At 38.3% G+C, this 20,776-nt stretch carries 21 protein-coding genes and 3 rRNA genes; 7 read left to right on the plus strand and 17 right to left on the minus strand.

Features of this window, described 5'->3' with window-relative positions; genetic code table 11:
- Positions 1 to 37: 37 nt before the first annotated feature.
- The 3 genes from hisC to KGF34_RS06270 all read right to left on the minus strand — a co-directional run bounded on the left by hisC (position 38) and on the right by KGF34_RS06270 (position 3,921).
- Positions 38 to 1,102 carry a histidinol-phosphate transaminase gene (gene hisC / locus KGF34_RS06260; protein WP_186935294.1) on the minus strand — a complete coding sequence of 355 codons (1,065 nt, stop codon included), beginning with the start codon at positions 1,100 to 1,102 and terminating at the stop codon, positions 38 to 40.
- Between the two features lie 262 nt (positions 1,103 to 1,364).
- Positions 1,365 to 2,648, minus strand: a complete 1,284-nt coding sequence (locus tag KGF34_RS06265) for a peptidoglycan-binding protein (RefSeq protein WP_252558440.1) — start codon at positions 2,646 to 2,648, stop codon at positions 1,365 to 1,367.
- 13 nt (positions 2,649 to 2,661) lie between these two features.
- Positions 2,662 to 3,921 carry an ATP-binding protein gene (locus KGF34_RS06270; protein WP_022234321.1) on the minus strand — a complete coding sequence of 420 codons (1,260 nt, stop codon included), beginning with the start codon at positions 3,919 to 3,921 and terminating at the stop codon, positions 2,662 to 2,664.
- A gap of 226 nt (positions 3,922 to 4,147) precedes the next feature.
- On the opposite strand from KGF34_RS06270, the gene rrf (KGF34_RS06275) reads away from it, so the two are divergent.
- Together rrf (KGF34_RS06275) and rrf (KGF34_RS06280) are read left to right on the plus strand one after the other, a co-directional pair.
- Positions 4,148 to 4,264, plus strand: a 5S ribosomal RNA gene (gene rrf / locus KGF34_RS06275).
- A gap of 250 nt (positions 4,265 to 4,514) precedes the next feature.
- A 5S ribosomal RNA gene (gene rrf / locus KGF34_RS06280) occupies positions 4,515 to 4,631 on the plus strand.
- A 123-nt stretch (positions 4,632 to 4,754) separates the two neighbouring features.
- Here the strand turns inward: rrf (KGF34_RS06280) and KGF34_RS06285 are convergent.
- The 8 genes from KGF34_RS06285 to leuC all read right to left on the minus strand — a co-directional run bounded on the left by KGF34_RS06285 (position 4,755) and on the right by leuC (position 12,044).
- Positions 4,755 to 5,222 carry a hypothetical protein gene (locus KGF34_RS06285; RefSeq protein WP_022234320.1) on the minus strand — a complete coding sequence of 156 codons (468 nt, stop codon included), beginning with the start codon at positions 5,220 to 5,222 and terminating at the stop codon, positions 4,755 to 4,757.
- A gap of 26 nt (positions 5,223 to 5,248) precedes the next feature.
- Positions 5,249 to 5,740, minus strand: a complete 492-nt coding sequence (gene coaD / locus KGF34_RS06290) for a pantetheine-phosphate adenylyltransferase (RefSeq protein WP_022234319.1) — start codon at positions 5,738 to 5,740, stop codon at positions 5,249 to 5,251.
- On the minus strand, positions 5,740 to 6,285 hold the full coding sequence (gene rsmD, locus KGF34_RS06295; RefSeq protein ID WP_252558442.1) for a 16S rRNA (guanine(966)-N(2))-methyltransferase RsmD: 546 nt from the start codon (positions 6,283 to 6,285) through the stop codon (positions 5,740 to 5,742). Before rsmD ends, coaD begins: the two co-directional genes overlap by 1 nt.
- A gap of 112 nt (positions 6,286 to 6,397) precedes the next feature.
- Positions 6,398 to 8,242, minus strand: a complete 1,845-nt coding sequence (gene uvrC / locus KGF34_RS06300) for an excinuclease ABC subunit UvrC (RefSeq protein ID WP_252558445.1) — start codon at positions 8,240 to 8,242, stop codon at positions 6,398 to 6,400.
- Between the two features lie 142 nt (positions 8,243 to 8,384).
- A complete protein-coding gene (locus KGF34_RS06305) occupies positions 8,385 to 9,122 on the minus strand; it encodes an SDR family oxidoreductase (protein WP_252558447.1) in 738 nt (245 codons plus the stop codon).
- A gap of 196 nt (positions 9,123 to 9,318) precedes the next feature.
- Positions 9,319 to 10,086 carry a nucleotidyltransferase domain-containing protein gene (locus tag KGF34_RS06310; protein ID WP_252558449.1) on the minus strand — a complete coding sequence of 256 codons (768 nt, stop codon included), beginning with the start codon at positions 10,084 to 10,086 and terminating at the stop codon, positions 9,319 to 9,321.
- A 188-nt stretch (positions 10,087 to 10,274) separates the two neighbouring features.
- On the minus strand, positions 10,275 to 10,754 hold the full coding sequence (gene leuD, locus KGF34_RS06315) for a 3-isopropylmalate dehydratase small subunit (protein WP_022234314.1): 480 nt from the start codon (positions 10,752 to 10,754) through the stop codon (positions 10,275 to 10,277).
- Between the two features lie 24 nt (positions 10,755 to 10,778).
- The gene (gene leuC, locus KGF34_RS06320; RefSeq protein ID WP_252558451.1) at positions 10,779 to 12,044 is read right to left on the minus strand and encodes a 3-isopropylmalate dehydratase large subunit; all 1,266 of its coding nucleotides are present in this window, start codon (positions 12,042 to 12,044) and stop codon (positions 10,779 to 10,781) included.
- A 242-nt stretch (positions 12,045 to 12,286) separates the two neighbouring features.
- Here leuC and KGF34_RS06325 point away from each other — a divergent pair, with 242 nt between their 5' ends.
- Positions 12,287 to 12,940 carry a Crp/Fnr family transcriptional regulator gene (locus KGF34_RS06325; RefSeq protein WP_022234312.1) on the plus strand — a complete coding sequence of 218 codons (654 nt, stop codon included), beginning with the start codon at positions 12,287 to 12,289 and terminating at the stop codon, positions 12,938 to 12,940.
- A 365-nt stretch (positions 12,941 to 13,305) separates the two neighbouring features.
- On the opposite strand, the gene KGF34_RS06330 is transcribed toward KGF34_RS06325, so the two are convergent.
- A complete protein-coding gene (locus tag KGF34_RS06330; RefSeq protein ID WP_022234311.1) occupies positions 13,306 to 14,067 on the minus strand; it encodes a C39 family peptidase in 762 nt (253 codons plus the stop codon).
- A 310-nt stretch (positions 14,068 to 14,377) separates the two neighbouring features.
- On the opposite strand from KGF34_RS06330, the gene rrf (KGF34_RS06335) reads away from it, so the two are divergent.
- Positions 14,378 to 14,494 (plus strand): 5S ribosomal RNA (gene rrf, locus KGF34_RS06335).
- Positions 14,495 to 14,594: 100 nt separating this feature from the next.
- Here rrf (KGF34_RS06335) and KGF34_RS06340 read toward each other — a convergent pair.
- A complete protein-coding gene (locus KGF34_RS06340; protein WP_252558453.1) occupies positions 14,595 to 15,017 on the minus strand; it encodes a hypothetical protein in 423 nt (140 codons plus the stop codon).
- A 59-nt stretch (positions 15,018 to 15,076) separates the two neighbouring features.
- On the opposite strand from KGF34_RS06340, the gene KGF34_RS06345 reads away from it, so the two are divergent.
- From KGF34_RS06345 to KGF34_RS06355, 3 genes are all read left to right on the plus strand, one after another.
- Positions 15,077 to 16,150 carry a serine/threonine-protein kinase gene (locus KGF34_RS06345; protein ID WP_252558455.1) on the plus strand — a complete coding sequence of 358 codons (1,074 nt, stop codon included), beginning with the start codon at positions 15,077 to 15,079 and terminating at the stop codon, positions 16,148 to 16,150.
- 126 nt (positions 16,151 to 16,276) lie between these two features.
- Positions 16,277 to 16,807, plus strand: a complete 531-nt coding sequence (locus KGF34_RS06350) for a DUF6591 domain-containing protein (protein WP_252558457.1) — start codon at positions 16,277 to 16,279, stop codon at positions 16,805 to 16,807.
- A gap of 8 nt (positions 16,808 to 16,815) precedes the next feature.
- The gene (locus KGF34_RS06355) at positions 16,816 to 17,070 is read left to right on the plus strand and encodes a hypothetical protein (RefSeq protein ID WP_252558459.1); all 255 of its coding nucleotides are present in this window, start codon (positions 16,816 to 16,818) and stop codon (positions 17,068 to 17,070) included.
- Between the two features lie 624 nt (positions 17,071 to 17,694).
- Here KGF34_RS06355 and KGF34_RS06360 read toward each other — a convergent pair.
- The 4 genes from KGF34_RS06360 to KGF34_RS06375 form a co-directional block, all read right to left on the minus strand.
- Complete coding sequence (locus KGF34_RS06360; RefSeq protein ID WP_252558461.1) at positions 17,695 to 18,720, minus strand: hypothetical protein; 1,026 nt, start codon at positions 18,718 to 18,720, stop codon at positions 17,695 to 17,697.
- Position 18,721: 1 nt separating this feature from the next.
- A complete protein-coding gene (locus KGF34_RS06365) occupies positions 18,722 to 19,201 on the minus strand; it encodes a sigma-70 family RNA polymerase sigma factor (protein WP_252558462.1) in 480 nt (159 codons plus the stop codon).
- Between the two features lie 378 nt (positions 19,202 to 19,579).
- Entirely contained in the window at positions 19,580 to 19,849 is a 270-nt protein-coding gene (locus KGF34_RS06370; protein WP_289780783.1) for a type III toxin-antitoxin system ToxN/AbiQ family toxin, read from the minus strand.
- 26 nt (positions 19,850 to 19,875) lie between these two features.
- Positions 19,876 to 20,751: an ABC transporter ATP-binding protein gene (locus KGF34_RS06375; RefSeq protein ID WP_252558463.1), complete on the minus strand. Its 876-nt coding sequence runs from the start codon at positions 20,749 to 20,751 to the stop codon at positions 19,876 to 19,878.
- Positions 20,752 to 20,776 lie beyond the last annotated feature (25 nt).

Here is a 20,776-nt window from a genome sequence, read left to right on the forward strand (position 1 = left end):
TTAAATCCCGTTTTTCAAAAATACTTAATAAATTCTCTTATATAAAAAACTCTTTCATTGCCGCAATCATCTTATCCATTTCTTCATCTCTACCTATAGAAATTCTTAAGTAGTTATCAATTCTCGGAACATTAAAATATCTGATAAAAATTTTCTTGGTTTTCAGATATTCAAATATTTCTTTTGCGGAATATTCTTTATGAGTGGCAAAAAGAAAGTTTGTTGCGCTCTTTTTTACATCAAAGCCAAGCGCAATGAGTTCATCCCTTACCCTCTCTCTTGTAGCGATAACCTTATTAACACATTCCTTAAAGTATTCCTCGTCATTCACAGACGCAGTACCGACCTCAAGTGCAATGCTGTCCATAACATATGAATTGTATGAATTTTTAACGGTTTCAAGCGTAGCAATCAACTCTTCACTGCCGATTGCAAAGCCGATACGCATACCTGCGAGTGAGCGTGATTTTGAAAAAGTTTGGGTAACAAGGAGATTTTCGTACTTCTTTGTAAGCTCAACGGCAGACTCTCCGCCAAAGTCAACATAAGCCTCGTCAATAATAACAACGCTGTCGGGATTATGCTCAACAATGTCAATCACAAAATCAAGCGGTTTGCAAATGCTGGTCGGCGCATTCGGGTTAGGAATAATAATACCGCCGTTCTCCGTATAGTAATCTTCGGCGTGAATTTCAAAATTTTCGTCAACAGGGATTGTCTTGTACGGAATTTTTATAAGCGAACACCATACAGGATAAAAAGAATAGGTAATATCAGGATATAAAATCGGCTTATCAGAATTAAAGAAAGCCATAAAAGACAATGCTATTACATCATCCGAGCCGTTGCCGACAAATACATTATTTCTGTTTACATTATATCTTTGAGCAATGGCATCTTTTAAAATTATCGAATCCGAATTAGGATATTTTTTTAGCCCATCACTGTTCTGTGCGTATTTTTCAAAAACTTTTTTAACCTGCGGTGACGGCGGATAGGGATTTTCGTTTGCGTTAAGTTTAATCATATCCTTATCGTTTGACTGTTCACCTGCTACATACGGTTTTATTTTTATAAGATTTTCTCTCCATTTTCCCTGCATTTTGATTTCTCCTTTTATAAATATTTTTTAACAATCGGGCAATAGCCTTTGAAATCAACGGATTATCCGCCCCGAAAAAAAGTTTGTCAGCCTAAAAAGGCTTGACCTGAATTTTTAAATTATTTCGCTTAACCCGTGCGCTAAGCCATAATTTATCCCAACTTTTGATAAAGAACCACAAAATTTTTCTTAAATTCCAAAACAGGTCACGAAAAATCGTGACCTGTAATTAACTGTGTACATTGTAAACAGCGAAAAAGCGTTAAGCCTTTGCCTTGGCGTCACTCTTAAAGAGTGCTGTAAGAGTTTTATTATCTGCTGTGCCTGACTGTTTAAGTCCGCTCGCTTTTTGGAAATCTTTTACAGCCTTTTGAGTAACTTCGCCGTAATAACCCGTCACATTACCCTTATCTGTAATGTAACCAAGGTCAAACAAGCGCTGCTGCATAGCCTTTACATTATCGTTTTCATCGTCAAGTTTAAGTGAAAGACCGCTTACCTTTATTTTGTATTGGCTTTCAACCGAACCGTTTACATTTGCGGCAGCTGTTGCAGCCTGCGTGGTTGTCTGTGTATTCGATGCCGATTTTGTAGCTGTTGTTGCACCCTCAACGGCTGACGGAACAACCGATTCGGAGGTTGCGTCCGTATTTTTCTTAAGTCTGTCGGGATACATAAAGTTCATAATCTTATTCAATGTAAAAAGTGAAGTTGTACCCATTCTGCTGATTTCTTCCTGTGAAATCATAAGAGTTTGTTTATTCTTAACAGCTTTTAATCCCTTAAGGTCAGAGTCATTCTTAATAAACTGCAAAGTTGCGTCATCGTCATACAATATATAATCCGGATTTGCAATCTTTAAAATTTTTGTGTCAATCTCGCTTTCGGATACATTTACAGCGGCATTTACCGCACCTGTGTATCCCAAAAGCATATCGCCGTATGTTCCGCTGTGGAGAGTATGGAGCTTATCTCCCTCAAGGTACAAATAGCAAATTGTTTTGGAAACATTGCTGTTGACTTCGGCTTTGTAAGTTTTCATGGTGTCAATTAAATCTTTATAAGAATCTTCACCTGTTTTTGCTCCGTCAACAGAACCGCCAAGAATCTTTCCGAGAGTAAGATACACGGTTTCAAGCTCTGTTGTGGTTTCGGGTGAAGCAACATTTAGCACCATAATACCTGCGTCGGTAAGCTCTTTCTTTGCATTTTCGTCAAGTGTGTCATCTGCAAAAACAATATCGGTTGCATACGATTTGATTTTTTCAACATCAGGATTTGCAGCCGAACCCACACTCGGTGCCACCGATAAAAAGTTTTGAGTAACCTCGTCACTTCTGCCTACCATTTTTTTGGCATAACCTAAATAAGAAATAATGTCTGCCGTTTCGTCCGAAAGCACAACAATATCTTTAGGCTCGGTTTCTATAGTAATATCCGCAACAGATACAGGATAGTTTTTATTGTCGCCGCTGCAGCCCGCAAGTCCCGCACAAGCTGAAACAGCAAGTGCCGACGCAAGGAATACTGAAACAATTTTCTTCATTATTTACCTCCGTTTATTTAGCAAATAGAGATTCAATATAATGCTTTGCACATCTCGGTGAACGACCGCCTCTTGAAAGTGCAAAACGCTCTGCGCCTGCCTCAAGTTCTTCTTCTGTAAGATTAACTCCGTTTTCTTTGGCAAGAGCAAAAACAATGTCAAGAAATTCTTTCTTTGACGGAGCAGAATAACATACCGACAAACCGAAACGGTCTGAAAGCGAGAGTGTTTCCTGCATATTATCACGGGTGTTGATATCATCATCCGTACGGTCGGCAAAGCTTTCCTTAACAAGATGACGACGGTTAGATGTCGCATAAATAAGCGCATTGTCAGGACGAGCCGCAATACCGCCCTCAAGCACCGCTTTCAATGTTGTGTAACTCTGATCCTGCTTTTGGAAAGAAAGGTCATCAATAAATATGATAAACTTCATAGGCAGAGTTGCAATCTTATCAACCAGAATCGGGAAGTCGATAAGTCTTTCCTTTGGAATTTCAACAATTCTCAAGCCGTCTTTGCGGAATTCATTTGCAATGGCTTTAACGGTAGAACTTTTACCTGTACCCATATCGCCGTAAAGCAGGCAGTTATTGCAAGCCTTACCCTCAATAAAGGATTTTGTATTGCCGACAACGATGTCACGCTGTCTTTCGTAGCCTGTAAATGAATCCATATCGATTTTATCGGGGTGCAAAACAGGTTGAATATCGCCGTCACGCCAAATAAACGCCTTATAACGGGCAAAAATACCGCAGCCGTTTTCTTTATAATACTTAGCTACCTTTTCAAGCGAACCGTCAAACATCTTAAAGCTCTCTGCACACTCGCCGCACTCCCATTTTGGAAGATGCTCGGCAACATAGCCCATATCGGCAACGGTTGCCAAATCATTTGATGCGCAATAGCACTGAATAAGCTCTTGAGAAGTAAGTGAAGCGGCATTTAAAATAGCCTGACAGTCACGCTTTACGGCTTTTAAAAGATTGTCGGGAAGTGTGTTGTACTTACCGGCAGCCGCAGCTCTTGTAAAGCAGTTTTCATCAAACAATGCAGCCTCGGTAAATGCATAGGCAAGGCGATTGCTGCAACCTCTTTCACTGATAAGAGAGAAAAACTCGCCGTATGCGTTTAAAAACTCCTCGGGCTTTTTATCCATAGAATTTAATAATTTGTAATATGCCTTTGGTACGCTTCTGTTTAAAATTCCTCTGAAAATCGAGAGGGACGAAAGCGAAAATAAAATTTCTTTTGCTTTATTCATAATCATCATTCCATTCCTCTTAATTGTACGACTTTTTTCGTTTTAAGTCAATATTTCCTCAAAAAATATGACTTTGTTTTAATTTTTAAAAGTAAAAAACAAACAAAAAACTGTATTGCACATTGTTATTTTTTGCTTTATTTGCAATAATTTAAAAATATTCAAAAAAGTGTTGACAAATACAATTTAATGCTGTATAATACTATATGTTCTCTTGTGAGGACACAATTAAACAGTTGGTGTTAATGACGCTGAGGGTCCACCTGTTCCCATACCGAACACAGAAGTTAAGCTCAGTGGTGCCGAAAATACTTGGCTGGTGACGGCCCGGAAAGATAGGGAGATGCCAACATAACAAAATCCATCTGATTTAGGTGGATTTTTCTTTTGCAAAATTTTAGGTAAATTTGGGTTTAGCGGTTCTTTCTCAAAAGTTGGGGTAAATTATGATTTAGCAAATTGCTTTGCCAATTAATTATAAAAGTTTGGTCGACCGACACTTCGCTAAAACATAATTTATAAAAATTTTAAAAAAGGTATTGACAAATACAATTTAATGCTGTATAATATCAATTGTTCTCTTGTGAGAACACAATTAAATAGTTGGTGTTGATGACGCTGAGGGTCCACCTGTTCCCATACCGAACACAGAAGTTAAGCTCAGTGGTGCCGAAAATACTTGGCTGGTGACGGCCCGGAAAGATAGGGAAATGCCAACATAATGAAATCCATCTGATTTAGATGGATTTTTTCTTTTGCGATTTTTAATTTTAAAAACAAAAACAGCCCTGTCATAGTTTAAATTATGACAGGGCTTTACTTAACTGTAATTCAATTTTGAATTATGCTTTCTTCTGCGTTCTCTGCTGTTCTGAAAACTTTTCTCTTGTTTTCTTTACAATATCAAGCTGTGAAGAAAGTGTTTCTTCTGTTGTCTTTAAAATGCTGTCAGAGTAAACATTTGTAGCTGTGCGGATTTCCTTTGATTTTGCCTTCGCATCGTCAACAATTTCCTTAGCCTTAACCTTTGCCTCACGAACAAGCTCGTTCTGATTGAGGATTGTTTTTTTACGCTCTTCGGCATTGCGAATAATGTTTTCTGCCTCTTTCTTAGCCTCTGTAAGAATTGCCTTTCTGTCGGCAACTACATTCTTTGCCTGGCTGATTTCTGACGGCATTGCGTCCTGAATCTGCTCAATAATGTTGTACATCTCATCGCTGTCAACCATTACCTTGCCGCCTGAAAAAGGTACAGACTTAGCCGAGCCGAGTATATCCTGAAGCTCTAAAATTAAATCATCAATTTTCATAATTTATTATCTCCTTTATTTAAGGTTTACTTTTCTTTTTTATAAAGTCTTTCAACAATTCTGTCATGAATCATCTCAGGAACAAAATTGCTTATATCACCGCCGAGAGAAGCTACCGTACGCACCATACTTGAACTTAAATACATTGACTCCGACTCCGCTGTCAGAAATATTGTTTCAAGCTGCGGATTAAGCCTTTTATTGGTGAGTGCCTGCTGAAATTCATATTCAAAGTCAGACACAGCTCTTAATCCTTTTACTATTGCGTCAACCTTGCGCTCTTTGCAATATTGAGCAAGCAAGCCGCTGTAGCTTACTATTTCAACATTCTCGATACCTGCGGTTGATTCCTTTAAAAACTGTATTCTCTCCTCCGCAGAAAAGCTCGGAGTCTTTTTTTCGTTGGTAAACACACCGACTATAACCTTGTCAAACATATTTGCGGCACGCTTGATAATGTCGATATGTCCCAGCGTAACCGGATCAAAACTGCCCGGACAAATAACTGTTTTTTCCATTACAAAAAATCCTTATGTCTGAATGTGCTTATTTTTATTTTACCATAGCGATATTCTCTGTCAAGTACAAAATCGCCGTAATTTGCAGAAATTTGTTCGTCAATGGGATTTTCTGCAATAATTATGCCTGTTTCACGCATATTCTCCGCCACAATAGGAAGTGCGTCCTGCAAAATTCCTTTTTTGTACGGCGGGTCTAAAAACGCTATGTCAAACTCGGTTGAGTTCATAGAAAGAAAGCTGCGGTAATCCATTGCAAACAGCTTTGCCTCTTTGTCAAATTTAACCGCAGAAACATTTTTTCGCACTACATCAAGCGATTTTTTTGATGCGTCAACAAAATACGCCGAGCTTGCGCCTCTGCTTATTGCCTCAATACCCATCTGTCCCGAGCCTGCAAAAAGGTCGAGAAATGTATGTCCCATAATTTCAAACTGTATAATTGAAAATACGGCCTCTTTTATTCTTTCGGTGGTAGGTCTTACATCTTCTCCCTCAAGGGTTTCAAGTCGCCTGCCTTTTGCCGTTCCTGTTATTACCCTCATAATATCTTCCTTTTTTTCGTATAAAGCATAAAAGCACTTATTACGAATGTATTTTCTTCAATATTACATAATTATAACATATTATTACAAAAATTACAACATTTTTATTAATTCAATTTTCTGTCGTTTTTTCATTTGAATGAAAGTATCTGTACACTGCTATTGCCGCATTTTTTGTCATTTGCGGACATCCCTCAAGCTCTTCAAGGTCTGCCTTTGAAATATTGTCAATCGTCCTGAAATACTTAAGCATTGCCCTTGCTCTCTTCTCCCCTATGCCGTCAATATCGGTAAGCGAGCTTTTAAAAGTATTTTTACTTCGCCTGCTGTGGTGATAGCCGATTGCAAAGCGGTGCACTTCGTCCTGCATTTTGCTAAGGAAAGTAAACAGTGCCCTGCGTGAGCTGACAGAAATTTCTCCGCCGTCACCCGTAACCGCCCTTGTACGGTGTTTGTCATCTTTAACCAAGCCGAAAAGCGGAACATCAATATTCATCTCCCGCAAAACTTTTTTTACTGCCGCAACCTGACCTTTACCGCCGTCAAGCAAAATCAGGTCGGGCAGTTTTCCGAAGCCCTCGTCTGCCTTTTCGGCTTTATAGTATTCGTCAAATCGTCTGCCGATAACCTCCGCCATAGATGCGTAGTCGTCCTGTCCCTCAAAACCCTTTATCTTAAATTTTTTATAGGCGCACTTGTACGGCTTGCCGTTTTTATAAACAATCATACCCGCAACATTTTCTGTACCGGCAAGGTTTGAAATATCGTAGCTTTCAATGTATTGCGGTATTTTTTCAAGTCCGAGCAATTCCTTAAGCTCTTCAAGTACACTGTATTCCTTGACTGTCGCACCCTTGCGCTGTGCAAGTTCTTCGGCGGCGTTTGAACGGCACATTGCCATAAGCTGTGCCTGCTCACCCCTTTGCGGAACTGTAACATACACCTTACTGCCACGCTTTTCGCTCAGCCAATCCTGCATTGCGGTCAAACCGTCAAAATCTTTGTCAATGGCAATATTTTTTGGTATATCGTCACGAATAGTATAGTAGCGCAAGATAAATTCCTCGGTTTCACTGTCACTGTCGCCCGAATCAAAAACAAAACTTTCTCTGTCAAAAAGCCTGCCGCCCTCAAAGCGAAACACCTGATAGCAGGTCTTTTTTCCGTCCGAAAAACTGCCGATAACATCTTCGTCGAGAACCTTGTTTGCAACAACCTTTTGCTTGTCCCCCATTTTTTTAATTGAGCTGATTTTATCACGGATTCTTGCGGCTCTTTCAAATTCAAGATTTTCTGCCGCCTCCTCCATTTTCTTAGTGAGGTCTTTAACCGAATTTGACGAACCTCCCTTTAAAAACGCAAGCGCCTGTTCTACGCTTTCGTTATAATCGGCAAATTTCACCTTTCCTGTGCACGGAGCGGAACAAAGTTTGATATGATAGTTAAGACACGGTCTGCCCTTGCCGAAATCCTGCGGGAACTTGCGATTGCAGGTTGGGAGCATAAAAATTTTGTTAGCCTCCTCAACTGCGCTCTTTACATAGTAACTGCTTTTGTACGGTCCGATGTATTCGGCATTATCGTCATTTTTCTGGAGAACATAAGAAATTTTGCGCCATTTGTCGCCGCTGACCTTGATGTAACTGTAGCCCTTATCGTCTTTAAGGAGAATATTATATTTTGGGGTGTGCTGTTTAATCAGACTGCACTCAAGAATGAGCGCCTCAAACTCGCTGTCTGTGATAATGTATTCAAAGTGGTCAACATTGTCAACCATACGGCGCACTTTTTCTGCGTGGTTGTTTTGAGAACCAAAGTATTGGCTGACACGGTTTCTCAAAGCCTTTGCCTTTCCGATGTAAATAATTTCACCGTCAGCGGAATGCATAATATATACCCCGGGCAAAAGAGGCAGTGCCATAGCTCTTTTGCGGAGTATTGCCATTTTGGGATTCATTGATATTCTCCTTTGAACGAAGTTTTCAACATTTTATTATAATAACATTAAAAGATTAATTAAAAATTCCGTAATAAACAAACTTTAATCATAAAACAGAGTATAAAAAACCGATTTTTATATTTTCTTTGTTAATCTGAATTTATATCACAAATCCGCCGTTTACACCGAGGACTTGTCCTGTAATAAACTTTGCCTTATCCGAGCACAAAAACAATGCGGTCTGCGCTATATCATCAGGTTCGCCGAGCATATTGAGCGGAGTTTCATCTTTTAATTCATTCACAGTATGCTCGTCAAACGATTTCATCATATCGGTCATTACAACTCCGGGTGCAATGCAATTGACACGAATACCCGAAAGTCCGACTTCCTTTGCAAGCGCCTTTGTAAGTCCGATTACGCCTGCCTTTGCGGCGCTGTAATGCACCTCGCAGGACGCACCTACCTGCCCCCACATTGAACTGACATTTAGTATAACCCCGCTGTGATTTTTTATCATAAAGCGTTTCAGTACCTCTCTTGAACAATAAAAAACACCGTCAAGGTTAGTGCCTGTCATTCTTCTCCAATCCTCATCCGTTATATCCGTAAAAAGTTTTTGCTGTGCTATTCCTGCATTATTCACAAGCACATCAACAGTGCCGAACCGATTTTCAACTTCGTCAAAAAGGAAAGTAACTTCTTGCGAAGATGAAACATCCGCTTTAACAGGTAATGCAGTCGAGTTAGTTTCGTTCTCTATCTTTTTTGCAAGCGCAAGCGCCTTGTCTTGTGAATTGTTATATTGCAAAACAACATTGTATCCGTCCTTTGCAAAAGCAAGCGCCGTTGCCGAGCCGATACCGCCCGACGCTCCTGTGATTACCGCTGTTTTCAAACCTTCATCTCCGTTTCATCTCGGTTTTATTTATATGATAATTATAACATCTATAAATTACATTTACAAGATTAGGTTATTTGGCAACGGTTTGAAATAAATAAAAACAGCTTTGAATCGGCATAAGCGAAAACAAAGCTGTTTGTTTAAATGTTGCGGCAACTATAACTAAATAAAAATAAATTTAAATCTAAATCTAAATTATCTCTTTAAGGTTTTTCACCATATCGGCAATAACTTCCATAATTTTTTCAGTCGGTTTTTCCTTAAGCAATTTGTCAAGATTTTCTTCAAAATCCTTTGGTAAAATCTCGCAACGCTCCTTGCAAATTTGCACAAGTCTTTTTTCTCCCGGGTGGGTAAGTCTGTTCACTGCAAAAATAACATCAAAATAGCTTGCAACAAAAGCGGCTGTTCTGTGATTTACACTTACAAAATCGTTTCTGTCAATCGCTTTTTTTATCTGCTTGTCATATGACGGCAAAATACCCGAAAGCATCTTCATATTTAAATCTATAATATTTTGACGGAGTTCTTCAGGATACGGAACGGTAAACTTCTTTTTAATCTCCGCATATTTACCGCTTGGGTCATACACGATCTGCGATGTAATAATGTTATGCCAAAAACAAGTTGTATAACCGTGGTTTGCGTGATGTTCAAAAACAGTATAGCTTATAAATTTATCGAATTTATCCATAGGACGGTATATAATGTCCATAGGAACACCGTCTTTGAGTATAATATTGTCTTCAAACTCCCAATAATGATTGCCGATTTCCATTTGCGAACAGTAAGGCGCAAGGATATTTTCTCTTACACCGTTGTCGATGTTATCTGTAAGATACACATAAACATCATAATCTGATTTTTCGTCAAAAACACCGTTTGCACGGGAACCGCCGAGAGCAATAGCCTCTACCTGCGGCAATGCGGAAAGTTTTTCAAAAATTTCGTTTACCATAATTCACCAATCTTGTTAATGTATAGCTTTTTTAATTTCCGATAAAAAGGTTCTTTGTCAAAAGTTTTGGAAATTATGGTTTAGCGCATAGCTTTAGCTAAATAATTTATTAATACTACTCCAACATTTAGGACAGAACCTTTAATTTTGCAAAAAAGCGGCAAAGTTTTGCCTTTGCCGCCCATAAATTACATAATAGACTTAATAAGTCCGCCTTTTTTAATAATGTTCTGAATAAACTCCGGGAAAGGCTCTGCCTGATAAGTCTTGCCTGTTGTTTCGTCTGTGATAACACCTGTATCAAAGTTTACAGAAACAACATCGCCCTCTTTGATTTCCTTTGCTGCCTCGTCACACTCAAGAATTGGAAGACCGATATTAATTGAGTTACGGTAGAAAATTCTTGCAAAAGTCGAAGCAATTACGCAGGAAATACCGCTTGCTTTAATTGCAATCGGTGCGTGTTCTCTTGAAGAACCGCAGCCGAAGTTCTTTTCGGCAACCATAATGTCGCCCTCGTGAACCTTATTTACAAATTCTGCGTCAATATCCTCCATACAGTGAGCGGCAAGCTCTTTGTGAGATGCTGTGTTGAGGTAACGAGCAGGAATAATTACATCTGTATCTACATTGTCGCCAAACTTGTGGACTGTACCCTTAGCGTTCATAATCAGTACCTACCTTTCAAAAAATCAAAGCTTTGCAGGGTCTGTAATGTAACCCTTAACAGCACTTGCGGCAGCTACAGCCGGGCTTGCGAGGTAAACCTCACTGTCAACATGACCCATTCTGCCTACAAAGTTACGGTTTGTTGTTGAAATAGCTTTTTCGCCTGCGGCAAGAATACCCATATGTCCGCCAAGACAAGGGCCGCAAGTCGGAGTAGAAACTACTGCGCCTGCCTCAATAAATATATCAAAAAGTCCCTCGTGCATAGCCTGTAACCAGATTGCCTGTGTACCCGGGAAGATAATGCATCTTACATTCTTTGCTATCTTTCTGCCCTTGAATACCTCTGCGGCAGCTCTGAGGTCGGTAATTCTGCCGTTTGTGCAGGAACCGATAACGCACTGGTCAATCTTAACCTCTGTTTCGCCGATTTCGTCAACTGTTCTTGTGTTTTCCGGAAGATGCGGGAAAGCAACGGTAGGACGAATTTCTCTAAGGTCAATTGTGTATTCCTCGTCGTACACAGCGTCCTCATCTGCTGTATATTCAACAGGTGTACCCTGATATCTGCCGTTGCAGTATTCACGGGTTACATCGTCAACAGGGAAAATACCGTTTTTAGCGCCTGCCTCAATAGCCATATTTGCAATGCAAAGTCTGTCATCAATGTTGAGGTGCTGAACGCCCTCGCCTGTAAATTCCATTGATTTGTAAAGCGCACCGTCAACACCTATCATACCGATAATGTGGAGGATAACATCTTTGCCGCTTACAAATCCCTGTGGCTTGCCGACAAGATTAAATTTAATTGCGGCAGGAACTTTGAACCATGCCTTACCGCTAATCATACCTGCGGCCATATCTGTTGAGCCGACACCTGTCGAAAATGCACCGAGTGCACCGTATGTACAGGTGTGAGAGTCTGCACCGATGCACAAACAACCAGGTCCGACAAGACCCTGTTCAGGCAAAAGTGCGTGCTCAATGCCCATCTGACCTACATCTCTGTAGTTTTTGATGTCGTATTTATCTGCAAAAGTTCTTACCTGCTTAACCTGAGTAGCCGCTTTAATATCCTTATTAGGAGTAAAGTGGTCCATAATCATAGCAATTTTAGTGTTATCAAATACTGCTGTTGCACCGTTCTGTTCAAAAACATTGATTGCAACAGGTGATGTTACATCGTTACCGAGTACCATATCGAGTTTAGCCTCAATAAGCTGACCTGCCTTAACCTCTGAAAGACCTGCGTGAGCCGCAAGAATTTTCTGTGACATAGTCATACCCATAAATATCACTCCTTATATTTTTTCTAATATCATTATTACATACCGCTTGCAAAAAGATTGTAAAGTATGCTACAATTAAAGCAAAATAAGAACTTTGTCGCTAAAATATGGTTTATCGCTCAATTTTAGCCAAATAATTTAAAAATTTAGGTCAAGCCGTTAAAAAGGTTGACCAAACTTTTATAATTGCTCGGCAAAAGTTTTATAAACCGCATTTACCAATCGACAACCGAGGTGAAACTATGGAAAAAAATCTCAACACTCCTCCCACACAACTTTACAACATACACTACGATATGAAAACTCTGTTTGACAGTTTGCCGTACACCAAATCTTTTGCAAAAGGCGAAATAATCTATCACCAAGGCGACATTGCAGACAGCTTTTACTATATAAAGAAAGGCAAAGCAACCGTATTTATGATTTCTCCCGACGGAATGGAAAAAACTCTGAACACTGCCTCAAAAGGTGAACTTATAGGCGAAGGTGCATTTTTTGACCACAAACCGAGGGTAAGCTCCGCAAAAGCCGTAACTGCAAGCGAGCTGACCATTATTGATAAAAAAATTCTCCTCGACCTTATTCAAAAAAATCCTCCGATTGCATTTGAACTGCTTGAAATTCTCGCCACAAGAATAAGACTGCTTACCACCCAGCTTGACTCAATGACATTTATGCAGGCAGACGCACGAATAGCAAAACTTTTGCTTGACGATATGGTTGACGGCAAAGTATCGCTCACACACGAGGAAATTGCATTGACGGTAGGCGTGTCACGAATTACGGTAACCAAAACACTAAGCAGATTATCGTCGCAAGGCATACTTGCCACACATTACAGAGGAATAAAAATACTCGACAAAGCAGGTCTTGAAAAAATTTGCGGGGAAAAATAATAATGTAAATATTGTTTAGCAAATTACTATTTTAAAAATCAAATTTGAAACTTGCCAAACTATTTGGCTTTGTCAAGAAAAGTGTGTAAGTTTTTAAAAATAGCGGAATGTAATTTTTGTAAAGCACACTGTGCAAATATACATTGTTGTTTTCAATGTCTGCAACGATAAAGCAATCCGATTTTTCACTGTAATATACATTTTCAAGTTCGGCGGTGTAAAACAATTGCGAGAACAAACAAGTATGTAATCTATGCCATTGGAATACACCCCCTTTCGCAAGGGAGCTGAAACAGCCGCCACCGTTCCTTTGCAAATATTTATTATAAACACAGTATTTAATACTTCGTAGTATTAAAATAATCTCATCCGTTTTTCAGTACAACGCATTTATTATTTCTTGATGTAAAGACAGATTCAAAATTTTCTTTCGGATATTCAACAAGTCCGTTAATAGGGTCTGCTATGGTTACCGTGTCGGCACTGTAGCCAATCAAATCGGCTGCATGGTCGTCCATACACCAATCGTATTGTTTGCCGTCTGTTCCTGTCCAGGATTCAATGTCACTGCGTTCAACCATACCTATAGTAACCCATACCACAATCGGGTAGCCTTTATCGACAAGTTCGTACAGTTCCTGAGGGGTAGAACCTGTAATGTCTATGGCTTTCAGTTTGCTGCCCGTGTATTTAAAATAGTTATTTGCCGCCGTTACAATAGGAGTTGTGCCGCAGACATAGCCGTAAACGCTTGTAGGGTCGCCGATAAAGTATTGTTCGGGACTTGAGCCGTAAAGGTTTCCGTCCTCGCCGTACTCAATGTCGTAAGGCGTGCAGGGGAGGTATTCGGTAGCCATAGTGTATTTGTCAACATTGCAGCCGCTGTAGTTCATAGCCATTGTAAGGGCAGTTACTTCACAGCCCGTAGGAAGTTCAGGCTCCTGATATATTATATCGAAATTTTGAATAACGCAACTGTCCCTTGACGCTCTTGATACTGTTGCAGTGCTGTTTTCCCTAAAATCATCGGCAATGTCATTTTTTTTGCCACAGCCTGAAATCAAAGTTATAGCGCTCATTGCGGAAAGCAAAAAAGCGGTGATTTTTATTGCAATATTTCTCTTCATCGCAATTCTCCGTTTCAAGTAAACATATGTACAAATTATACCACAAGCTTTGACAATAAACAATCTTTTCGGAGTAATATTGTTGTAAATAAGTTGTCACTTCTCAAATTTAAGATAGATTAGGCAAAATTTGTTTTTATAATAAAAGCTTTCTGACGGTAAAAATAACTCAAACTGAATTATTTAATTGTCAATAATTGCCTTTAATTGATATGTTTTGTGTTTGTAAAAAAATTGTAAAAAAGTGTTGACAAAGTGAACGCACAGTGATATAATCAATACTGTTCTCAAGAGAGAACACAATTAAACAGTTGGTGTTAATGACGCTGAGGGTCCACCTGTTCCCATACCGAACACAGAAGTTAAGCTCAGTGGTGCCGAAAATACTTGGCTGGTGACGGCCCGGAAAGATAGGGAGATGCCAACATCAAAGTGTCCATCCAATAGGGTGGGCATTTTTTATTGTTAAATTTAAGTGATTAAGCAAAAATCCGACTTCTTACATATGAAGTCGGATTTTTCGGTTATCATTCAAGTACATCAAAGCCTCTGTCATACAGCATTAAATTAATATCAATTACACTTAGTTTGTGAAGCAGTCCAAACATTATTACCGCATCTCTGCCATCTTTGGCATACAGAGGTGACGCTTTTATACTGTTCAGCAGTTTTTCTGTCTGGGTCAGATCCGCACCTATTCCAATGCAGAGCATTATCAGCTTATCTCTTGACGGTGTCTTTATTCCTTGGAATATCTGATAGCCGTAGTGCTTTTCTATCATAGAATTATTTATAGCTTCTGATTTGCTTATCTTTTTGCTTTGTATAATACTTTCAAGCATTTGAGGTAATGTCGCCAAATTCAGCTGATCCGAGTTTTCTTTAAAATAATCGTCAAGATTACTTTTTGATTTTAAGCTATTGAGAAGTTCATCAGTTGATTTTTTCAATTTATATCTTCCTTTTTATACAAATTTATGCTAATATTTACAAGAGGGGATGTGCAAAAATGAACGAGTTTGAATATAAATTTTCACTTTGGCAATTTGATGTTGTTACAGATTTTAACAGAACGACACAGCTTGTGCGCAATCGCAGCACGGGTCGGCTTATGGTGAAAAAGATTATGCCCGCTTACGAATTTGAGGTACATAACGCTGTCAGTAAAATTAATAATTGCCATATCGCAAAAGTTTTTGATGTTATAACTGACCGCAATGCCTGCATTATTCTTGAAGAATATGTACAAGGTCATACCATTGAGCAGTATTTGTCAAAAGGTACTTTTGCGGAAGATTATGCCATAAATATTGCCCGTCAGATTTGCAACGGACTCAGTGTTTTGCACAAATATTCAATTACCCATCGTGACATTACTCCGTCCAATATTATCATAGGTTTTGACGGTGTTGTTAAGATAATTGATTTTGGAATTTCAAGACTGCATAAAGAAAACGCCAAACACGATACGCAGGTTCTCGGTACAGAGGGTTATGCCGCACCCGAACAATTCGGCTTTAAGCAGAGCGACTGCAAAACAGATATTTATGCTCTGGGAGTTTTGCTTAATTATATGCTAACAGGTCATATTCCGTCAGAAGTTATGTACCGTGACGGTGATGTTGCGGATATTATTAAAAAATGTACAGAATACAATGTTGAAAAGCGTTTTGAACGGATAGAAGATTTAGACGCCGCTTTGAAAAGAAAGAGAGTTTACGGCTTTAACTTTGCCGACAATTTTATGGAAAATTTTCCCGGACTCCGTTCGGAAAAGAAAGGTGTGCGTGTTTTTGCGTGCGTAATGTACGGCTGGATGTTTTTATGGATTATAGGTATGTACAGAAAGTATTGCGTAATAAATATACTGAATTTTTTTCCCGTCACGCTTATGGTAATACTGCTTTTCTTTATTCCCATTTCATTTTTCTCTGACCTTTTCGGCTTTCAGAGTTGTATTCCCAAAATAAGGGATATGCCTAAAACTTTAAGGAAGCTTATTTTTTACTCATTAGCCGTTGTGAGTATGTTTGTCGGTATGTCGATTTTCCGTGCCGTTACAACGGTATCTTATTTATGGTAATTATTTCCATAGTACAACAATATTATAGCATAAAATTTTTTCTTAGTGTATGCTGTCAGCATACACTTTTTTATTTGGCTTTTTATATAATAATGTCAACGAATTTAATAAAAGGAGGAATTTATTATGAAAAATACCGTTAAAAAAGTTTTATGTACATTTATTGCAGTGGTTGCGGCGGTCACTTCTACATTGGTTTTTACAGGTTGTGGCTCAAAAAAAACCACAAGCGACGTAAGTATTCCTGACTATACTTTTTCTGAAAGTTCTAAGGAAGAGGAAAGTTCGCAGGCAGAAGAAAGCTCAAAGGATGATGAATCTTCTGAGGAGGAAAGTTCAAAGGAAGAAGAAAGTCAACAAGATGAAGAAAGTTCTAAAGAAGAGGATAACGATTCCGACACCGTTAATCCTGATTTTAAGGAAGTAATGGACGATTACGAGGACTTTATGAATGATTATGTTGACTTTATGAAGAAGTACACAAGCAGTGACAATCCTGCAGGACTTATGAAAGATTACACGGAGATTGTGTCGAAGTATGCTGATTGGGGCAAGAAGATAGACGATATTGACGAGGATTCTCTTTCAAAAGCAGATTACGATTATTATATTGATGTGACAGCAAGAGTTACTAAAAAACTTGCAGAAGTTGCCTAATAATAAAAATGACTTTTAATGACATCTGGGAAGAAATCGTAAGATGCACAGGCAATGTAATTACCACAAAAGAGAATACAAAATTTACATATGTTGTAAATGAAAACAGTATTTTTATTCCGAAAGCGAATTGGAAAATTACAAAATCAGAGCTTGAAGGTGCGGTAAAAATGTTGCAAAATCCGTCATTTGCAAAGAATGCGGCAATCGGTTCATCGTATGTGTATGCTATAATATTTAATGCTTTGGCAGAAATTCAATAATAACAGACTTTTTCATATGGATAAAAGCGCTCGGGTACTGTACCTTGAGCGCTTTTATAATGCAATTAAAAGTTGGCTTTGTCAAGAAAAGTGTGTAAGTTTTTTAAAATCATAAAAACTTTACAAATAATCCTATGAGAACAACTATGTATCTAAAAAACAACTACAATCATCCCATCAGTCTTCCTTATATTCTATTACTCGTGTACATATATAATGATAAATTATAATGATAAATGTATCACGAACTAAAGTCAAGTAATAATTTTCAAAAACGAATAATGTCTTTTCCTAGTGAATTCCCAAAGTAAATTCCACAGTAGGAAAGGAGTGGAATTTACTTTGGGAATTCACGCTTATAAACGCAATTATAAACGAATATAAAAACAGCTGTGACGGATTTTATCTTTTTGGCGACCTCGGTGCCGTTGATTTTTATAAAAAGCTCGGATTCAAAACCATAAATCAATACACTTGCAAAATTAAAGATGAAATAATTGCAAATGTTCTTCCCCACTCTTTCACACGCATAAACTACAAAAACTCTCGGACAGATTTGACCCGAGAGTTTTGTGTTATAACAATGGAGTTTGTTGATTATTAATTTTTATTATAATTTTGCAATCATCTTAGAGTTGCCGTGATAGTAGCACATGAACCGAGTAAATTATACAAGCTGTTTCTCTCACCGTTATATCCGTTTTCTTTGAGATGTTCGTCTGCCGTTTCTTCGGTAATCGGTTCAACATTAAAATCTACTGTCTGGGTTTCCTCTGTGCCGTCATTGTACTTAACGGTTACATCAACCGATACTCCTTCAAAAAGCTGTGAATAAAGCTCGTTATACATATCAATCAAGTCAGATTTGTTGTAGTTGTCTACATCGTATCCTTTGTCAAAATCTTCACCGAGTAATTCAGCATAATCATCTCGTGCGTTTTTAAGTAAAGCGTCGTCACTGTATAAACAGTATATATCGTGCTTTTTAAGCACCGCAGCCGCTGTTTCGCTGTCATTTGCAGTAAGATAAACATTCATACTAAGAGGTGAATCTTCATATACCTCAGTGTTTTTATTTGCAAACTGTTTATCGTATTTAACGGATAAACTTGCATAATTCTTACCATTGAGTAAAGCTAATTCAGAATAATCATCGGAATTCATAAATTCTTCGGAATCGGTTAACAATACTGTATCATAAATATCGTCACTATAATTGCTATCAACAGTAAAATATGATCTTCCTTTGGCAGTATAGGTAATTGAGCTAATATTATCACCCTTGCAGGAAAGCATAATATTAAATACTTCTTCGTAACTTTTATAGCTAAAGCCCACAGCATAATCCGGATTTATTTGAGCAATTTTGACCGGCTTGTTTTTTGATAATTCAGCAGCTGCGGCCGTAATAACAAATCCGTTTTGATTTTGAGCAGGCTTTGAAAAAAGGGCAAACGCACCTCCCGAAACAAGCATTGCCGCAACAAGAGAAGCTGCAATAACTTTATTTACTTTTTTATTTTTACTTTTCTTAATGTCAATAATGTTGTCATTGCTTTGCTTGCTATAAATATTTTCTATCGCAGAATTAACTGCATTCTCACTGATTTTAATATCATTGATTGTTTTCGTATATAAATTTTTACGCATACTAAAGTCCTCCTTCGGATAGAATTTTGCCGAGTTTTTTTCTTGCCCTCTGCAGCTGCGAACTGATTGTATTTTGACTTTTGTCCATTATACGGGCTATTTCTGCAATTGAATAATCCTCATAATAATACAGATAAATAACATTTCTGTACTGCTTTGGAAGCTGCCAAATTTCTTCCATTACAGCCTTTGTTTGCGGCTGCTCAAGTTCTGTATATTTGTCGATTGACTCAATCTTATTATGCCAAAACGACTTATGAAAATTATTGCATTTGTTTATAGTAACCCGTATAAGCCAATATTTTAAATGTTTTTCATCGTCAAGAGGCGGGTTCTTTGTAAGTAATGTAACGCAAACCTCTTGAAAAATATCCTCGGCGTCAGCTTTTGATTTTAAATTTTGATATGCAATGCGAAATATCATATCCGCATATTTTACAATTACTTGTTCGATTTTGTTTTTCGGTACCGAATGAATCACTCATTTGTAACCTCCTTCCACTGTTAATACAACTGCAAACACACATTTTCGTGCATAATTTTAAAATTTTTTAATTTTATAATACCAAATTAATGTCTGTTTGTAAAAACAGTGAATATATAAAACTGCGTAAACAAAAAGACCTTATCCAAAAACGAATAATGTCTTTCCTTGGAACTGATAACGGGTGATTGTAATTATTCAAACTCTTTGCCTCGCTTGCTGCGGCTTGTTCATAGTCATATTTTCATCAACTCTACGCCATAAAAACAGTCCAGCGGACTGTTCAGCTTGTCGAAAAAGCCCAGCTTTTACTGGACTTTTTCTACAGGCTGAAGCTGCTACATTTCTGTAACAGCTTAACAATGAATTTATTATTTAATTGTTTAAGTATTTTTGTAACACCTTTTCAAGTTTATCAAACCTGCAGCATCTTTTTACGAGATTAATGTTTTTATCAGGATAATTTACTACAATGTCATAAAGCTTATTAGCTCTCTTTAAAATCAACTCACTATTACTTTGACAAAAAGCAAGCTGATCCTTTAAAAGCTCCTTATAAGCTATATCCCTCGGTGTATCATCAGGGCGTACTTTCATATCTATTGGAGTAAGTAAAGACTCATCTACCGGTAACATATTATTTATGTTTAATGCTCCGAATTAAAATATTTTTAAATTCCCTGTTCAAAAATGTAGAGGTACAAGTCCTCAAGGGTTGGTTTTGCGGTTGTGTATTGGAAGTCTGTCGGCGGGTTATCGGTCACGATGCGGACTATTATGCTGTTGTCGTTGTGACAGAGATTTGAAACACGGTAATTGTCTTGAAAATATTTTAAATCTTCCCTTTGAATTTCGACCTCAAAGACTTTATTTTCAAGCTCCTTTGTCAGCTTATTCGGGGAATCGTGGGAGATGAGCTGACCTTTTTTAAGCAAAATAATCTCCTTTGCGATAAACTCAATATCCGACACAACATGGGTGGAGATTAGGACAATTTTATCCTCGGCAATCTCGCTGATGAAGTTGCGTATGCGTATTCTCTCTTTCGGGTCAAGTCCTGCCGTCGGCTCGTCAAGTATGAGAATTTCGGGATTGTTCAGAAGCGCTTGAGCAATCAAGGCTCTCTGCTTCATACCGCCCGAAAACGAGCCTAACTTTTTATGTGCGGCATCTGTCAGATTAACCGTTTCAAGAAGCTGAGTGATCTTTTCCTTGGCTTCTTTCTTTTTTAAGCCCTTTAAAGCCGCCATATACCACAAAAAGCGGTTGAGGGTGAAATCATCATACAAGCCCTGCTGTTGGGGCATATAGCCTAGTATGGCTCGGTAATCCTTGCCGAGCTTTTTGATATTTTCACCGCCGTAAACCACCTCTCCTCTGTCGGCATTAAGGTTGTCGGTGATAATGTTCATCAGCGTGGACTTGCCTGCTCCGTTCGGTCCGAGCAAGCCGTATACTCCCGGAGTTAAGATAACGCTGAAATTATCAAGCGCCTTTACCGAGCCCTTTTTATAGGTTTTGCTGATAAGATTTAAAGCTAATTCCATATTTACAACCTCTTTTGCTTTGAAA

Origin of the sequence: Ruminococcus sp. FMBCY1 (assembly GCF_023921805.1) — a bacterium.
In the GTDB taxonomy this organism is placed as follows: domain Bacteria; phylum Bacillota; class Clostridia; order Oscillospirales; family Acutalibacteraceae; genus Ruminococcoides; species Ruminococcoides intestinale_A.

Coding starts and splice junctions, on each gene's coding strand:
- KGF34_RS06285 (WP_022234320.1), bottom strand. CDS start 5,222: ATGAAAATTGATGATTTAATTTTAGAGCTTCAGGATATACTCGGCTCG.
- leuC (WP_252558451.1), bottom strand. CDS start 12,044: ATGGGTATGACTATGTCACAGAAAATTCTTGCGGCTCACGCAGGTCTT.
- KGF34_RS06265 (WP_252558440.1), bottom strand. CDS start 2,648: ATGAAGAAAATTGTTTCAGTATTCCTTGCGTCGGCACTTGCTGTTTCA.
- KGF34_RS06355 (WP_252558459.1), top strand. CDS start 16,816: ATGACTTTTAATGACATCTGGGAAGAAATCGTAAGATGCACAGGCAAT.
- uvrC (WP_252558445.1), bottom strand. CDS start 8,242: ATGAATCCCAAAATGGCAATACTCCGCAAAAGAGCTATGGCACTGCCT.
- KGF34_RS06330 (WP_022234311.1), bottom strand. CDS start 14,067: ATGAAGAGAAATATTGCAATAAAAATCACCGCTTTTTTGCTTTCCGCA.
- KGF34_RS06350 (WP_252558457.1), top strand. CDS start 16,277: ATGAAAAATACCGTTAAAAAAGTTTTATGTACATTTATTGCAGTGGTT.
- KGF34_RS06375 (WP_252558463.1), bottom strand. CDS start 20,751: ATGGAATTAGCTTTAAATCTTATCAGCAAAACCTATAAAAAGGGCTCG.
- rsmD (WP_252558442.1), bottom strand. CDS start 6,285: ATGAGGGTAATAACAGGAACGGCAAAAGGCAGGCGACTTGAAACCCTT.
- hisC (WP_186935294.1), bottom strand. CDS start 1,102: ATGCAGGGAAAATGGAGAGAAAATCTTATAAAAATAAAACCGTATGTA.
- KGF34_RS06310 (WP_252558449.1), bottom strand. CDS start 10,086: ATGGTAAACGAAATTTTTGAAAAACTTTCCGCATTGCCGCAGGTAGAG.
- KGF34_RS06345 (WP_252558455.1), top strand. CDS start 15,077: ATGAACGAGTTTGAATATAAATTTTCACTTTGGCAATTTGATGTTGTT.
- leuD (WP_022234314.1), bottom strand. CDS start 10,754: ATGAACGCTAAGGGTACAGTCCACAAGTTTGGCGACAATGTAGATACA.
- coaD (WP_022234319.1), bottom strand. CDS start 5,740: ATGGAAAAAACAGTTATTTGTCCGGGCAGTTTTGATCCGGTTACGCTG.
- KGF34_RS06270 (WP_022234321.1), bottom strand. CDS start 3,921: ATGATGATTATGAATAAAGCAAAAGAAATTTTATTTTCGCTTTCGTCC.
- KGF34_RS06360 (WP_252558461.1), bottom strand. CDS start 18,720: ATGCGTAAAAATTTATATACGAAAACAATCAATGATATTAAAATCAGT.
- KGF34_RS06325 (WP_022234312.1), top strand. CDS start 12,287: ATGGAAAAAAATCTCAACACTCCTCCCACACAACTTTACAACATACAC.